The sequence below is a fragment of the Levilactobacillus brevis ATCC 14869 = DSM 20054 genome (genome assembly GCF_001433855.1).
Lineage (GTDB): Bacteria > Bacillota > Bacilli > Lactobacillales > Lactobacillaceae > Levilactobacillus > Levilactobacillus brevis.
The window spans coordinates 1-15,357 of sequence record NZ_AZCP01000004.1 but is presented as its reverse complement, the minus strand read 5'-3'; the positions used below and the strand labels follow the sequence as shown (position 1 = coordinate 15,357).

The following is a 15,357-nucleotide window of genomic DNA, read 5'->3' as shown; positions in this document are numbered from 1 at the left end:
AGGCGGGCATTCCAGCCATAACTTTAGCCTGCAAATCCTGCCGCACGGGGGGATACAGCCATTCGCGTGGGTCTGTATAGTCTGCCGACTGGGCCGGCATCACAATATTGCCTTGAGACAAGGTCGTTTTGAGCGCCGTCACCAACGTCTGCTCCCCCCCAGGAATGTAGCCAAAGGCACTCAATGAGGTGTGCACCAAGCAAGAATCCGTGGCCCGCAGACCCAACCGGTCAAATAAGTCATATAAATCTATTGCCGTCGTTACTCGTGTTATTTCTCGTTCCTGCCAATTGGTCATTTTTTCAGCCCCATTTAGGTTAATCAATCGTTAACATCACTTATATCTAGCATACCATTTTCATAATTACATTAAAATCTAATCATTAGAAGCGTGAAATGATTCCTCATGCCCATATTCTGTTAAACTAAAGTGGTAGCGATTTCAATTCTAATTGGTGAGAAAGTCGCTTCCATTTGTTTTCAACAAAAAGTTTTTCATTTTCATGAAAATGAATTTTGATGTAAACGTTGTTTTATAAGTATTGCAACCGGTTGTCCAAATTTAAAATTCTTGCTTTAAAAAGATCGCGTTTCATAAAGAAGTAGCGTATAATACTTTGTGAAGTGGTCTAGACATCAATTAGACAACTCGCTGCGCCACTCCCGGATTTGCTCCCGGTAGTGACAACATCATATAACAGGTTTTAAATTTTGGTAGAAATCTTTTAACGTAATCACACTTAAGGAGTGACGATCTCGTGGCAACTGAACGTACAGCTTTATTCATGTTCTTCGGGGGTACCGGTGACTTAGCTTACCGTAAACTCTACCCTAGTCTTTTCAATCTTTATCGCAAAGGTAACTTACGGACGCATTTTGCCGTTATCGGAACCTCTCGTCAAAGCATCGACGATGACAAATTCCGAGCTGCAGTTAAGAAATCCTTAGCTGACAGTGGTAACCGTGCCGATTCTAAAGAAGCCAGTGACTTTATCTCTCACTTCTACTATCAATCACACGATGTTACCGACACGGCGCACTACTCTGTCTTGAAGGAACTCGCCGAAAAATTGGATAAGAAGTACAAGTTACAAGGTAACCGGATCTTCTATCTATCCATGGCACCACAGTTCTTTGGAACCATCGCCCAAGACTTGAAGACCCAAGGCTTAATGTCAACAGACAAAGACGCCTTCAACCGGTTAGTTATCGAAAAGCCATTCGGTCGTGACTTCGATTCTGCTAAACAACTAAACGACGCCTTAAGCAAGTCCTTCGAAGAAGAACAAATCTTCCGGATTGACCACTATTTAGGTAAGGAAATGATTCAAAATATCGAAGCCTTGCGTTTTGGTAACACACTGGTTGAATCCCTCTGGAACAACCGGTACATTGATAACATTCAAGTTACCCTTTCTGAAAAGTTGGGTGTTGAAGAACGGGCTTCTTACTACGACAACAGTGGGGCTTTACGTGATATGGTCCAAAACCATATCATGCAAATTGTTTCCCTGTTAGCTATGGAACAACCCGTCGCCTTTACGGATACAGATATTCGGGCTGAAAAGGTTAAGGCTCTACGGAGTTTACGGGTTTACAACGTAGCGGACGCCGCAACCAACTTCGTTCGTGGTCAATATGGGTCCGTTAACGACCAACCTGATTACCGACATGAGGACAACGTTCCTGTTGATTCCACCACAGAAACATTCGTTGCCGGGAAGTTATTATTTGATAACTACCGTTGGTCAGGGACACCATTCTATGTGCGGACGGGTAAGATGTTGGCTGACAAGTTCACTCGAGTGGATGTTGTCTTCAAGCGGCCATTAGTAGATATCTTCGCCTTTCCACAATCTCAAAACACCCCCTTGGCAGCTAACGTTTTGACGATCTTCGTTGAACCACACGCTGGTTTCTCATTACAATTAAATGCCAAGACCAACGATACTGGTTTCCAAACTGAACCAATCAAGTTGGACTACATTGTGGGCGCCGAAAAGTCTAAGGACACGCCAGAACCTTATGAACGTCTCATTCATGACGTCTTGAAGGGTGATGGGACCAACTTCTCAAGTTGGCCAGAAGTTTCCTACGCTTGGAAATTCGTTGACCAAATTCGTCGGGTTTGGGACTTACAAGAACCAAACTTCCCGAACTACACACCACATTCCATGGGCCCTGCCGCTGCTGAAGAACTTATTCAACGCGACCACCGCGAATGGATTTACCGTTTAAATAACTAAAGATTGTGTTTCAAAAGGGTCATCATCGACGTTCAATCGGTGATGGCCCCTTTTCGTGTCGGCACACGCATTCAGACGTTTTCAATCGTAAATAAGTTAGTCCCATAACCTTTTGTTTTTGGAAATTATTCGTTATACTTCAAGTGAAACGCCATGACACATTTGAATTATTCGTTATGTTTTAAATAAACATCGTGACATAAAGGAGGTTATTAAACATGACATTTAGTCCCTTAAACGTCCCCATTTTATTACTTTCCACATCACTATTAACATTAACCCTTGCCAATGTGCAGCCAGTTACCGCCCACGCTACTGCAACATCTGTTTCCCTGGCTGAGAAAACAACAACGAGCACAGCGACCGCTCAGTTATTCACCTCTCCTGTCAATCAGCCGCTTACGCTCACTGCCGACACGTATCCGCTCTACAACAATGAGGGTCAGGAAACAACTGACACACTACCCGGAAAACAGCAACTAACGACCACAAAAATATTAGTCGACCCGCTTGCTGGAACTACTTACTATCGGGTGCAAGAAAATCCAGATCGATTTATTAAATATGACGCCACCACCGTTAATCTCAAGCACACTTTGACACTTAACTTTTTTAATACGAGCGGCGGGTTGATTGCGAACCCGGTATCCTTTCGTATGACTCAAGGCAATGACTTTGATGCCATTGCCAGTGATCTCAAAGATCAGTACGCTGCTGTTATTGATGGCTTTGTTTTCAACAAAACCACGGTGGACAACACTACTGATCCTTATAACACCCAATTTAACTTCTCTTATGACAAGGCCGGTAGTTCGTCAACAGATGAGTCCCATACTTCGATACCAGCCAGCTCACTTCCGTCATTATCTACATTAACTAACGAGAAAATCCGGCTAACTAGTCCTAATGACTATTCATTATATGATAACGGCGGTAACAATCTAACCACTGGTAAAACAACAGTTGCCGGAAGCTCTTATTACTCCGCAACTGGATTATATCTATTTCATCAGAAACTGACTAATGCCGACAATGTTTTTTATCAAATTAGTCCTGATGCATTCATTAAAGGTGACAACACAACCGCCCTTACCAGTCCTATCACTTTCAAGTATGAAACTAGTGATGGTCAATCCATCAAAACTGATAGCATGTTAGATACTGGCTTGGTAACTGGTGATGACCTAAATAATCTCATTAAAGAACTGCAGACTTGGCAACCCACCATCGATGGCTATACATATCAAAGTGTTAACCCAACTGCTGATACACTAACCTTCAAGTACACGCCAACCAGTACTTCAAGTAGCTCTGATACCAGTAGTCCCTCATCTGATAGCTCACAGTCTAGCAGTTCCACGTCCACTGATTCCACTGCTAGTAGCTCGCAGACCAGCAGTTCAACTTCCACTGATTCCACTGCTAGCTCTGATACGCACAATTCCGTCGTTACCAGTGCTAGTTCAACCCGCCCTGATAAAAGTATTGTCCCTAAAGGCGCTGCGGTTACCGCCATTCGCAAAATCGGGGTGTACCGCGACGTTCAATTCACCAAACAGAATCGGCGACACTGGTATCAACGGCAGCCCCAAACTAAGCGGCCTCAATTTGTCGTTACCGGTTATGCTCGAACCAAAGCAGGGACTCTTCGTTACCAGATTCGCGGTGTTAACCACCACTCGGCAACCGATGGCCAACGTGGTTACATTACCGCTAATTCTAAATTTGTAATGCCCACTTACTACCAGGCCGCGCCTAAACGGATTAAGGTAATCAGTCCTCATGGGGTTAATGCTTACCGTCAAATCAATCTAACCCAAAAGAAGCGGCATTATCGGGTAGGCACGACTATCACCGTTAAAGCGATTAAATCCTATCATTTAACAACCCGCCTCGTCCTCAGTAATGGTACGTATGTTACTGCCAATAAGATCTTAGTTGCTAAAAAATAATCGCTACTTTTTCATTACTCTATAAATAGGCAGTTGTAGCAGCATGTTAATTGGCATGCCGCCACAACTGCCTATTTATACGATTAAAGGCCGGCCTTGTCCATCCGAATATGGGGCGTACCATTAAAATCAAATACCGCGCCGATTGCCGCGTAGCCAAACTTTTCATAGAAATGCTGCTTATCAATCTGCGCTTCAATACTAATGGCTTCTCCGGCAAAGTTACGCCGGATTTCCGCTTCAATTTGGACCATTAATTGACGCCCGAGCCCAGTTCCCCGTTGTTCCGGTATCGTCAATACTCGGCCAAATGTCACGTGGCCCGCTTCGCGAAACACGCGCGCATAGGCCACTAGTTGTCCTGCTTGATATCCCAAAATGTGCCGAGCCACTTTATCAGTTGCATCGATCTCCTGATATGGTCGATGTTGTGCAATTACAAACGTTCGAATACGTTCATATGCAATATCGAAGAACTCTTCTCGTGATAACTCATCAAATGATTTAGCTTGCCATTCCATGATTAATCTCTTCCCTCTGTGGTATACTATGGTTATCTATCTTACACTTTTTAATTGCATATGCAACTACCAAAGGAGAAAATTATGCCCAATGCTTTTCGTAGCATCGGCCTGATTGCCCGAGCGACTGCCGCCATGGGGAATAAGCTGTTTCAAGCCGATGATTTAAATAACAACCAATTTATTTTTCTGATGCGGATTGTTGAGACCCCTGGCATCACGCAGGCTGAACTGGCCACCCAGCTGCACGTTGACCCATCGACTTGTTTACGTGCCGTCCGTAAACTCATCGCCACTCAATATGTCACCCGCGGTACCGATGCCCACGACAAAAAACGCCGGCCATTACTCGCAACCGCCAAAGGACAAGCGATGTATCCAGCGCTAGAAGACTATGAACAACAAATCTTGTCCGTGGGTACCCAGGGCCTGTCGACTGGCGAGACGGCCCTTTTGGAAGAATTGTTAGCCAAGGTTGCCCGCAACGTCCGTGATTATCAAAATCAGCACTAATTTTCAGTCCATTCGCTTTCAGCTAGACCAATTTTCACTTTTTTTCAAAAAATAAGACAAATAAGTTTCCTTTCAAATTGTTCAATGCTACACTATCTGTTGGAAAGTCCGTTATTAATTTTGAAACGAAAAGGAAGGTTACTAATGGCAGATCAAAAAGCAAATATTGGTGTTGTTGGTATGGCTGTTATGGGCAAGAACCTAGCCCTTAACATTGAAAGTCGCGGTTACACGGTCGGAATTTACAACCGTTCCGCTAACAAGACTGAACAAGTTATGAAGGATCACAGCGAAAAGAAGCTGGTTCCTAGCTACACGGTTGAAGATTTCGTGAAATCATTGGAAACGCCACGGCGGATTCTATTGATGGTTAAGGCTGGTAAGCCAACCGATGCCGTTATTCATGAACTCTTACCATTGCTTGATAAAGGTGATGTCTTGATTGATGGTGGGAACACCAACTTCCATGACACCATGGCCCGTAATGCTGAACTCGACAAGTCCGGGATCAACTTTATTGGGATGGGGGTTTCCGGTGGTGAGCTGGGTGCCTTGCAAGGTCCTTCCTTAATGCCTGGTGGCCAAAAAGAAGCCTATGACTTAGTTGCACCAATTCTTGAAAAGATTGCTGCTAAGGCACCTCAAGATGGCAAGCCTTGTGTGACTTACATCGGCCCTAACGGCGCTGGTCACTACGTTAAGATGGTCCACAACGGGATCGAATATGGTGATGAAGAGCTGATCGACGAAAGCTACAATATTATGCGTAATGTTGCTGGCATTTCTGTTGATGACATGGCTGACATCTTTAAGGAATGGAACAAGGGTGAACTCGATAGCTACTTGATCGAAATCACAGCTGATATCTTAACCCGTAAAGATGACTTGGGCGACGACAAAAACTTGCCAATCGTTGATGCCATCAAGGACCGTGGGAACAACAAGGGGACTGGTAAGTGGAGTTCCGAAGATGCGTTGGACGTTCAAGTCCCACAATCTGTTATCACGGAATCCGTTTATGCCCGTTACATTTCCATGTTGAAGGACGAACGGGTTAAGGCTTCGAAGGTCTTACCTGCTGCTGAAAAGCAAGGTAAAGCTGACATCGCTGACAAGGACAAGTTTGTCGAAGAAGTTCGTCAAGCCCTCTTCTTTGGTAAGTTGATGAGTTATGCCCAAGGCTTCGAACAATTGCGCTTTGCTTCTGAAGCCAACGATTGGGACTTGAAGTTCGGTGAATTAGCACAAATCTGGCGTGGTGGATGCATTATCCGGGCCCAATTCCTGCAAAACATCACTGATGCCTTTGACAAGGATCCTAAGTTGAGCAACTTGTTATTCGACGATTACTTCAAGGATATCGCCGGCAAGTATCAACAATCCATTCGTGACGTGGTTGCGATGGCCGTTCAAGCTGGTATCCCTGTTCCAAGTTTATCAGCTGCTATCACTTACTACGACAGCTTCCGTGCCGAAGTCTTGCCAGCTAACTTGCTGCAAGCACAACGGGACTACTTCGGAGCCCACACCTACGAACGTAACGACCGGGAAGGTAACTTCCACTATTCATGGTACGAAGAACAATAAAACTGATGACTGATTCAATCAAGTAATTGAAACGCCGCTAACCCATCACTATTGATGTGGTTAGCGGCGTTTTTGGGTTGTCGTATAGGTCACTGATAGTTTATTATAATAAATAATATGCCGATGGACTTCATCCGGTCTCCGAACAGAAAGCAGGCTCATGCAAATGAAACAACTCTTGCTACGTAGTACATTAACGATTTTATTTTATGGGATTTGGGTCATATGGCTGTGGCGGTTAGATCACGTCTTTATGATCGACGATAGCCCAGCAATTTGGGAAGCCATTGGTTTACTCCTCAGTGGTATTGGATTATTGCTTTGGATCGTCTGGAGTCTAGCCCATTGGAAGCAAGACCCTGAATTAGGCCTTAGTGGGCTCTTACTCCTCTTACTATTACCAGTTATTGGTATTCTCCGTGGCCAGCTGGCCCCCGTTATCCCTCTTTTATCAATCATCACCTTCTGGTTACTCGCAGGTGTATGTCTCGGCCACCCAGCAAAGGATCGATCACTGGGCTGGCTATTGGGTGGCACTGTTGTCCTGAGCTTATTATGCCTGCTGACCCCTTCAACGAGTGCTCGCCTCTACCTCGCCGGATATCGTTCCCCAGCTGTGGCGATGAGAACCCAATTATCTGGTGACCAGTATCATCAGATCACTACCTATAAATTCAGTCATCCCGACACCACAGAAGTCCAATTAGTCGGATCAGCCACAGATCCCTTTTTATCCGTAGACGTTCATCAAGTAGGTTGTCTTTATCTTCCCGTGGAAGATAAATGGTGGATTGGTGGCTAACGGTCAGGCGTAATCATGAAAAAACTATTCGCTTTAAGTCTGGACACTTTACGAAAGCCCGCCGTTCTTCAACAACTACATCTCATTGATATTGGTATTTGCTCATCAGTTGGTGCTCATTAAAGGGCCGATTTATGTCAATGGCCTTATTTTTCGAACTGTACTATCGACATCAAAAAAGGTCAGCGCCTCATGCGCCGACCTTTTTATTAGCGACCTATTGCCGCGTGTGACCACCATGAGCGGTCCCCATTAAGTTATCCGTTAAAGCCAGTTGAATCGCATGGAGGCTTTCCCAGTGGTCAATTTCGGTAGCTAAGCCAGCCTGCCACTGTGCCTTCTCACGACTCTTCGCAATAAATTGGTCCCAATCCATGTCGGCAGTGGTCCGGTCATGGGTCTGCCGCCATTTTGCCCATTCATCCAGATGTTTCGCTAATTCCAGGGCTTCCGGTGGGGCTAATACAACATTTTCAGTCATAACCGTAACCTCCTTAGCAAAAATACTGACAGTCACTCTCAATTACTACCCTTATTTTACCAAGAATGTTGCCGCCTGGCGATCATTATGCTCACAATTGGTCAAGCCGCTTTCTTACTGGTCAATGGCTGCTTACTTCGTTTGGCGCAACCAATTCTCAGCTTCTGCATATAATTGATCAACATCAGCTGGACGATCCGTTCCCAATAAATTAGCACTGATTTTCCCACCAGCCGCTTGGCGCACGTAAGCCAAGAATTGGTATGACGGACGTAACCCAACCAAGTCTTGTGGGTTAATATGCAAGTCCTGCCCCGCAATAACCGGACGTAAATCATCATTTTCATTAATGGATGTCATCTGACTAATCTTCCAATCGGTCGTTCGTTTTTCTACGCGATACAATAAGCGCCGATAGGACTCAATCTGAGCTAACGTGCCATTGACCATCATTCGCATGTGAGTACAGGTGGGTAATTCCACGTAGGCCCGGCGACCATTTAGATGCACCACAGCGCCACTATTATTGCCAACAATGGCAAACCGCGGATCAACCTCAGTCGACTCCGCATTAAGAAATGTTGATAAAGGCCCTTGTTGCCAGCTAGTCGCTACTGTCGCATCCGGATAATAACAATCTGCAATTGCTGGGTTGTGCCGTGCCCGAAACAACCGCTCACGTGCGACTAATTCACTAATTTCCGCAATATCTTCGCCTCTACTCATATAACATATCCTCCTTATCGGTCGCCCGCTGACATTTCTCGCCGATCAATGACTTCACTATCCAAGAACCAGTGGCGATGCCAGTCACCACTCAAAGCCGTAAAAGGAACCGGGTCTTGACCTGTGGCAACCACTCGTTCCAACAAATAGTTACGTAGAATCCACGGATCATTTAATGATTGTTGCGTCAGAGTAAATAGATGATCCAATTTGGTTAAACTAATATGTAAGTCGGCCGCTACCTGTTCTTTCGTTAGACCGGTTAAAATAAAGTTAGCGTGTAATTCTTGCCGTGTTGCTACTAATTGTTGTGCATTTAATGACATCGTACCAGTCTCCTTTTTATAGCTTGAATAACTGTTCTGCTGTCCCGTGGGCAATTTGTTCGCGTTGCATAGGGGTTAACTTTGCGTGGGTTAAAAAACTGCCTGCTGTTTGTGGCTGTTTATAGGGATAATCCACAGAAAATATCAGGTGGTCAGCCCCCATTTCGGCTAACATGAACTGTAATTGTGGTTCGCTTAAAATCCCACTGGGCGTGACATAAACGTTGTGCCGGTAATAATCACTGAAGGGGTGTTTCAAATCGGTATAGGCGGCCAATTCATCATCCAACCGTTCGAGAAAAAGGGGCACCAACTCTCCCCAATGCCCCGAGATGATTTTAAGCTCCGGCAACCGATCGAAGATCCCGCTGACAATCAGCCGGATAACTTGAATTCCCACATCCATGTGCCAACCATAGCCTGCCGATGATAAAATTCCGGTTACCACGTCCGGCCAATTATCACTGGCAAAATAGTGATCCGTGATCGACTGTGGAATAAAAGATGGGTGGAAATATATCGGAACATCTAAGGTTGCGGCTTGCTCAAAAATGGATCGTCAAAAAATTTTCCTTGGTAATTTCCTTTGAGCAATACACCACGAAGTCCCAGTTCATTTACTGCACGACTCAACTCCATCGCTGCGGCTTGCGGATCACCAACTAACAAAACCGCTAAGCCGGCATACCGCGTCGGCTGGCTTGCCACCTGCTTGGCTAACGCGTCATTGGCCAATTGACATAAGCGGATAGCAACTTCTGGCGTTAAGTTTTGGGGCGATGAGTTTCCATAAGATAGCACTGCCAGATCGATTCCTTGGGCATCCATATAGGCCAAACGATCCGTTGTTGTGTCTTGCATCTCTGCTGGTGTCGGCAAATTATCCCGCATATAACCTAATAACCCTGCACTTAATGGTGGCAAAGCTGATTTCCCAGTGGCCGCAGCAATTTGGGCGGTGACCACCGCTGATTCAATGTGTTCTTCAGTCGCAATTAATCTCAAGACGACAGCTCCTTTTTAATGATTGTGCCGCTATTATAGTCGATCTCATCTGATAAAACAGACCCGTTTTGAGACACTTCCCCATTAGGTGTATCATTAGGCTATGTCAAAACTATCAATTAATAGTGATCTCCACATCGATCACCGCACCCACCAAACCCATGTAAAATTGATGACTGCACTTCTCGCAGCCTTTACGGCCCACCAGCCAGCCCAAACACTCACCGTTAGCCAACTCTGTCGTGAGGCTCGGGTCAGTCGTGCCACCTTTTACCGTCATCATCAAGATATTGGTGACATTGTAACCGTCGCCTATCTCATTACACTGCGAGAATTAAGTGATCAGTTGTCAGCATTGCCGACTGTTACTTACGGTAATCTAACAAATGCTATTGTCCATACTATGGTTGCTCATCCCCAATTGCCCCAATTAGCAGCTTGGCTACACGTTGAACCCCGCGTTATTTCACTAGAATCTGGTTTGGTTCAACGCGTTTTAGCCGATTTAGAAGTCGATGACCAGCAACCGCAATTTACCGCTACTTACTTAGGGAACTGTTTACATCAATTTAATTGGCAGCTAAGTCAAATGCGGCCGCAATTAACACTGATTGAGACTGCCCGTCTATTTAATCGGCTAATTCCCAATGTTTTACAGTCGGCTAGGATTACCCCTTAAATTAGACCAAATAGCCCCGCTCGTCATTTATGGACGAGTAGGGCTATCTTTATATCTGGTTAATCACTTGTGAAATGGGTTGATCCCCACTCAATAACGGAATGGTCTTCCCAATCGTCTGTGGTGCGTGGAGCGCTGCCACTAGAAAGGCCGCCAAGTCGGCTCGCGGAACGCTTCCCACTGCTAACGGATCACTCTTAACTAAGCCGGTGCCCGCGTGAAAGGATAACGCGCCTGGCTGTACAATTGTATAATCAAGGTGGGTTTGCCGAACCAGCCAGTTATCAGCATAAAATTTCGCAACATACAGCGGTTTTAACGGATCGGCCCAGCGATTACGATCCTCCGCAAATAACATGCTAATCATCAAAAATCGTGAGGCTCCGGCAATTTCAGCCGCTTGCATCGTTTTAACGGCACCGTCGAGATCAATTAATAATGTCATATCAGCTTTAGTTTGACCACCAGATCCTGCCGCAAAGATTACCGCATCCATTCCCATAATGGCGCTAGCAAGTTGCTCTGGCTTGGCTAATAGATCCATTTTGCGGACAGTTAGCCCTTGGTCCAGCCACTCTTCACCATCTTCTGTCGGCCTTAGCCCGGCCACCGGAGAGTCACCCGCGGCTAATAGCTGTTGCATCAGTAAGCGACCAACCTGCCCGTTCGCACCCACAACCAATACCTGCATACCCATCCAACCCCTTTTTTTCATTTAATTTCATTATACACGGTCCAGTTTGTGAAAAAAAAGAGCCGCTGGTCTTTACCCCATCTATCTATCTGCCATATAATGAAATCAGGGCACCGATCGACACTTGTCACGACCCAGATTTTTGAGGAGGTCTCCAACTTTGCAAAACCCAGAATTAACCATTACTGACTTGGACGAAGCCGCACAACAAACCGCATTAACTGACTTTGCCCACTTTTATTTACGTCACTACCGGACAAATGATTTGGAAATCATCGCCCAGTACAAGGTAGACTACGCCATGAACGACATTAACATGTATCTATACGCCAACCAGTATTTCCAACCTCAACAACTAGCGGCGGATGTGTTAATCAATAAACGGGATTTATTCTTGGCAATTCTTCAAACGATTAATCTGCCATACAACGCCAATGGCTCCTTAAAGGACAACTCTTGGGATAGCTGGTATCAACAACAATATGCCACTATCGATGAGGGTAAGTAATCCTTCTTTAACAACGGCTAGCGTTTCATAAAAAAATCGGTCACCTCAGTATTAACCACTGAGGTGACCGATTTTTTAGATTATATTTTGCTTAACCCGGGAAATGTTAGATCTTACCCACTAAGTCCGTTCCGGGCTTCAAAGTCTGTTCACCAGCGTGCCAATTAGCTGGGCATACCCGGTCACCATGTTCAGCCACAAATTGGGCCGCCTGTAGCGTCCGCAAAATTTCACCAGCATTGCGACCAATCCCCATATCATTAATCGTATACGACCGGACCGTCCCCTGCGGATCAAGAATGAAGACCCCCCGGTATGCCTGACCCGACTGGTCATCTAAGACGTCGTAATGCCGCGCTAAGAGCCCCGCGGGATCGGCAATCATTGGGTAGGTCACTTTACCTACTTCGGCGCTCTGTTCATGCCAAGCTTGATGTACAAACTCGGTGTCTTCAGAAATACTGTAGATTTCTGCACCAACCTGTTGAAAAGCTTGGTAACGCTCGGCCAAGTCACCCAGTTCAGTCGGGCAAACAAAGGAAAAGTCAGCTGGGTAGAAGAATAGAATCGACCAATGCCCCATTAAATCTGACTGTGACAACGTGTTAACCTCACCATTTTGAAACGCATTAACCTGAAAATCAGGTAACGCCGAACCAATGTAATTCATGATAACGTCTCCCCTCAATTGGTAAAATTGATCACACTCCTAGGGTAATCGTTTCTCTGAAATAAATCAATAATGATTCTAAACTAGAGGTAACAATTCTTTTACTATCAGGTGTTAGACCAGTCGCCTTACTTATTATAATAATTATTTACTGTAACCAACACTTTTCTCTTGCACTCTTTTTGAAAATCAGTTAGTATTAACACATAGGATAAATAGAAGCTGTTAGGTGAGGCTCCTATACGGAAAATGCTACTGCTCAGAAACGTCGAGAAACGCCAATGAGTCAGCTGTTCAGGTCAATCGAAGGCCTGATCTAACGTAGCTGTTAAGTGATTAACTACGCCGTATAGTGCTAAAACTCAACGACTAGCTAGACACGTTTACAATTTTTTGTGCGCTTAGCTGGTTGTGGCTAAGTGCTTTTTGTTTATCCACAGTTGTCACTGTTGACCAATTTAGGAGGTGATTGAACATGACAACGCAACTTATAGATGATCCTGGAGCGTGTTATAACTCGCTGGTGGGAAAGTTATTGTCTGTTCATCCCTCTTGGTTGACGCTTTGAGGAGAACACCCCTAGCTTTCCCGTAACCGGACACCGTAGCTTGATGCGGTGGTTCGATTAACTAAGATTAAACTGAATCGGCTGGCCACTTTACTTCAGATGCTGTCGGCGTTGCAACCGACCGCAGCGCATCTGGATTTCCCGTACTCGCTTGTGCGCCAGCTGGATTCACCCCACTCGATGGATAACGCAAGCTAGAGTTACTGGTCTTTCTCGGCAACTGACCGACCGCTATGCATTGACGTGCTAGTCGTTCACGTTCGCTTCACTATTGGGGGAACCCAACAGGGAGGAACACATAACGTAACTGACGCCGTTTCAACGAGTTGGCTTTTAATCAAAGCTAATCGATACGAACCCTAATACCAAACCAATACGGTTATCACTGTAACGTGACTAGCTCCCATGGGCTGATGGGAATCACCCCGCAAGACTAGCCGCTGAGCACTGATGAGCTGGTATTAACTAACATACGCTTAATAAAAAAAGAGAGACCATTCGTTGATGAATGATCTCTCTTTTTTTATTTGGCCTTCGCTGCTCGTAACTCGCGGAGGTAACTTTGACTCTTATCTTCACTAAATTCATGTTCTGATTTTCCAATAATCACCGTGGCTAGTGAGTTCCCGACCACGTTCACAGCCGTCCGTCCCATATCAACTAATCGGTCAATACCGGCGATAAAGGTTAACCCACTCATTGGTACGCCAATTGTTGAAACAGTAGCCAGTAGCACCACAAATGAGGCACCAGGGACACCAGCCATCCCCTTACTCGTGATCATCAGTACCACTAGTAAGGTAATCTGTTGTCCCAGGCTCAAATGAATATGGTAAGCCTGAGCCAAAAATAACGCAGCTAATGATTGATAAATAGCCGATCCATCCAGGTTAAAGGTGTATCCAGTGGGAATAACGAATGAGACGATCCCCTGGCTAACCCCAAATTTATCCATTTTGTCGATTAATCGGGGAAGCGCTGCTTCAGAACTGGCTGTAGAAAAGGCCAAAACTGCCTCATCTTTAATCACATAGAGCAGGTCGCTTAATTTGAAACCAAACATCCGCGCGGCCAATCCCATAAAAACCACGATGAACAACAGCATGGTCCCATAGGCCAAGATAATAAAGTAACCGAGTGGCGCCAAGGCTGACAGGCCCATTTGCGCAATGGTGACCCCAATCAAAGCACAAACCCCGATGGGAGCGGTGTGCATGACCCAATTGGTGACTCGAAACATAACTTGGGATACGGCATCGAGAAAATCAACAATGATCCGTCCTTGCTTCCCGATAGCTGCCGTTCCCAAACCAAAGAAGACGGAGAAGAAGATGACCGGCATCATATCCCCTTCAGATAACGATTTAAAAATATTAGTCGGGATAATCCCCATCAGTGTGGACCAGATCCCTGTATTGCTAGCAGATTTCGCCGAGGAGACATACTGGCTAATATCCGTGCTATGTAGTTGGTGAATGTTAATAAAGTCACCTGGGTGGAAAATATTCCCGATTAACAGCCCGAGTGCAATCGCGATAGTGGTCATAATTTCAAAGTAAATGATCGTTTTACCACCGACACGCCCCAACTGTTTAATATCACCCATGTTTGCAATACCAACTGTCAAACAAGAAACCACAATCGGCAAAACAATCATTTGAATTAACCCAATGAACATATTGCCGATATTCTGCATGGCCGTAATGGCTAACTTATTTTGATAAAAAATAGCCCCCAAAACAATCCCTAAAGCCAGGCCAATTAAAATCTGCCAGCCGAGGCTTAATCGATAGCTACGATATTTCTTCATACGACTTCCATCCATTCTCTCTTAAACTAGTTTTTAACCGCTTTGTCATACCTATTCATCATAGCACACAGGCACACTAGTGGGAAGCTACGGCCCGGTAAGATTAACAGCTTTGATTTCTTTTAACTGTAGTAAACCAACAACTGCAATTACTCATTGTGCCCCTAAATAATTTTATTTACAAAAAAAGTGGAACCCAATCACTGGGTTCCACAACTCGCGTGGCAACGTCCTATCCTCGCAGGGGGCGATCCCCCAACTACTATCGG

The 15,357-nt window shown here is 45.2% G+C and carries 16 protein-coding genes, 1 pseudogene and 1 riboswitch; of the genes and pseudogenes, 7 read left to right on the top strand and 10 right to left on the bottom strand.

What is annotated here, in order from left to right; genetic code table 11:
• Positions 1-298 (bottom strand): AAC(3) family N-acetyltransferase (locus FC61_RS08065; protein ID WP_162251070.1); only part of this gene is annotated, 298 nt, incomplete at its 3' end.
• Positions 299-758: 460 nt separating this feature from the next.
• Here FC61_RS08065 and zwf point away from each other — a divergent pair.
• Both zwf and FC61_RS08055 read left to right on the top strand, forming a co-directional pair.
• Positions 759-2,246: a glucose-6-phosphate dehydrogenase gene (gene zwf / locus FC61_RS08060; protein WP_024525964.1), complete on the top strand. Its 1,488-nt coding sequence runs from the start codon at positions 759-761 to the stop codon at positions 2,244-2,246.
• Positions 2,247-2,464: 218 nt separating this feature from the next.
• Positions 2,465-4,198, top strand: a complete 1,734-nt coding sequence (locus FC61_RS08055) for a DUF5776 domain-containing protein (protein WP_021741897.1) — start codon at positions 2,465-2,467, stop codon at positions 4,196-4,198.
• Between the two features lie 83 nt (positions 4,199-4,281).
• Here FC61_RS08055 and FC61_RS08050 read toward each other — a convergent pair whose 3' ends face one another.
• Positions 4,282-4,719: a GNAT family N-acetyltransferase gene (locus tag FC61_RS08050; protein ID WP_021741898.1), complete on the bottom strand. Its 438-nt coding sequence runs from the start codon at positions 4,717-4,719 to the stop codon at positions 4,282-4,284.
• Positions 4,720-4,803: 84 nt separating this feature from the next.
• Here FC61_RS08050 and FC61_RS08045 point away from each other — a divergent pair, with 84 nt between their 5' ends.
• From FC61_RS08045 to FC61_RS12535, 3 genes are all read left to right on the top strand, one after another.
• Entirely contained in the window at positions 4,804-5,232 is a 429-nt protein-coding gene (locus FC61_RS08045; RefSeq protein ID WP_035464637.1) for a MarR family winged helix-turn-helix transcriptional regulator, read from the top strand.
• A gap of 144 nt (positions 5,233-5,376) precedes the next feature.
• A complete protein-coding gene (gndA, locus tag FC61_RS08040) occupies positions 5,377-6,819 on the top strand; it encodes an NADP-dependent phosphogluconate dehydrogenase (RefSeq protein WP_024525968.1) in 1,443 nt (480 codons plus the stop codon).
• 160 nt (positions 6,820-6,979) lie between these two features.
• Entirely contained in the window at positions 6,980-7,621 is a 642-nt protein-coding gene (locus FC61_RS12535; protein ID WP_021741901.1) for a hypothetical protein, read from the top strand.
• A 217-nt stretch (positions 7,622-7,838) separates the two neighbouring features.
• Here FC61_RS12535 and FC61_RS08030 read toward each other — a convergent pair whose 3' ends face one another.
• From FC61_RS08030 to FC61_RS08015, 4 genes and pseudogenes are all read right to left on the bottom strand, one after another.
• Positions 7,839-8,102: a hypothetical protein gene (locus FC61_RS08030; RefSeq protein ID WP_024525970.1), complete on the bottom strand. Its 264-nt coding sequence runs from the start codon at positions 8,100-8,102 to the stop codon at positions 7,839-7,841.
• Positions 8,103-8,234: 132 nt separating this feature from the next.
• Positions 8,235-8,828: a hypothetical protein gene (locus FC61_RS08025; RefSeq protein WP_021741903.1), complete on the bottom strand. Its 594-nt coding sequence runs from the start codon at positions 8,826-8,828 to the stop codon at positions 8,235-8,237.
• A gap of 14 nt (positions 8,829-8,842) precedes the next feature.
• Positions 8,843-9,154, bottom strand: a complete 312-nt coding sequence (locus FC61_RS08020; protein ID WP_021741904.1) for a DUF2316 family protein — start codon at positions 9,152-9,154, stop codon at positions 8,843-8,845.
• A gap of 16 nt (positions 9,155-9,170) precedes the next feature.
• Positions 9,171-9,982: pseudogene (locus FC61_RS08015) on the bottom strand (amidohydrolase family protein).
• A gap of 280 nt (positions 9,983-10,262) precedes the next feature.
• On the opposite strand from FC61_RS08015, the gene FC61_RS08010 reads away from it, so the two are divergent.
• The gene (locus FC61_RS08010) at positions 10,263-10,838 is read left to right on the top strand and encodes a TetR/AcrR family transcriptional regulator (protein ID WP_021741907.1); all 576 of its coding nucleotides are present in this window, start codon (positions 10,263-10,265) and stop codon (positions 10,836-10,838) included.
• Between the two features lie 49 nt (positions 10,839-10,887).
• On the opposite strand, the gene FC61_RS08005 is transcribed toward FC61_RS08010, so the two are convergent.
• Complete coding sequence (locus tag FC61_RS08005; protein ID WP_035464640.1) at positions 10,888-11,529, bottom strand: SDR family oxidoreductase; 642 nt, start codon at positions 11,527-11,529, stop codon at positions 10,888-10,890.
• 163 nt (positions 11,530-11,692) lie between these two features.
• Here FC61_RS08005 and FC61_RS08000 point away from each other — a divergent pair, with 163 nt between their 5' ends.
• Entirely contained in the window at positions 11,693-12,040 is a 348-nt protein-coding gene (locus FC61_RS08000; protein WP_021741909.1) for a hypothetical protein, read from the top strand.
• A 106-nt stretch (positions 12,041-12,146) separates the two neighbouring features.
• Here the strand turns inward: FC61_RS08000 and FC61_RS07995 are convergent, their stop codons facing one another.
• The 3 genes from FC61_RS07995 to FC61_RS07990 all read right to left on the bottom strand — a co-directional run bounded on the left by FC61_RS07995 (position 12,147) and on the right by FC61_RS07990 (position 15,088).
• A complete protein-coding gene (locus tag FC61_RS07995; RefSeq protein WP_021741910.1) occupies positions 12,147-12,710 on the bottom strand; it encodes a peroxiredoxin in 564 nt (187 codons plus the stop codon).
• A 214-nt stretch (positions 12,711-12,924) separates the two neighbouring features.
• A riboswitch (M-box (ykoK) riboswitch) is annotated at positions 12,925-13,091 on the top strand.
• Between the two features lie 254 nt (positions 13,092-13,345).
• Entirely contained in the window at positions 13,346-13,498 is a 153-nt protein-coding gene (locus tag FC61_RS12410) for a hypothetical protein (protein ID WP_154654566.1), read from the bottom strand.
• A gap of 303 nt (positions 13,499-13,801) precedes the next feature.
• Positions 13,802-15,088 (bottom strand): dicarboxylate/amino acid:cation symporter, encoded by a 1,287-nt coding sequence (locus FC61_RS07990; RefSeq protein WP_024525976.1) that lies wholly within the window; start codon positions 15,086-15,088, stop codon positions 13,802-13,804.
• Between the last annotated feature and the right edge of the window lie 269 nt (positions 15,089-15,357).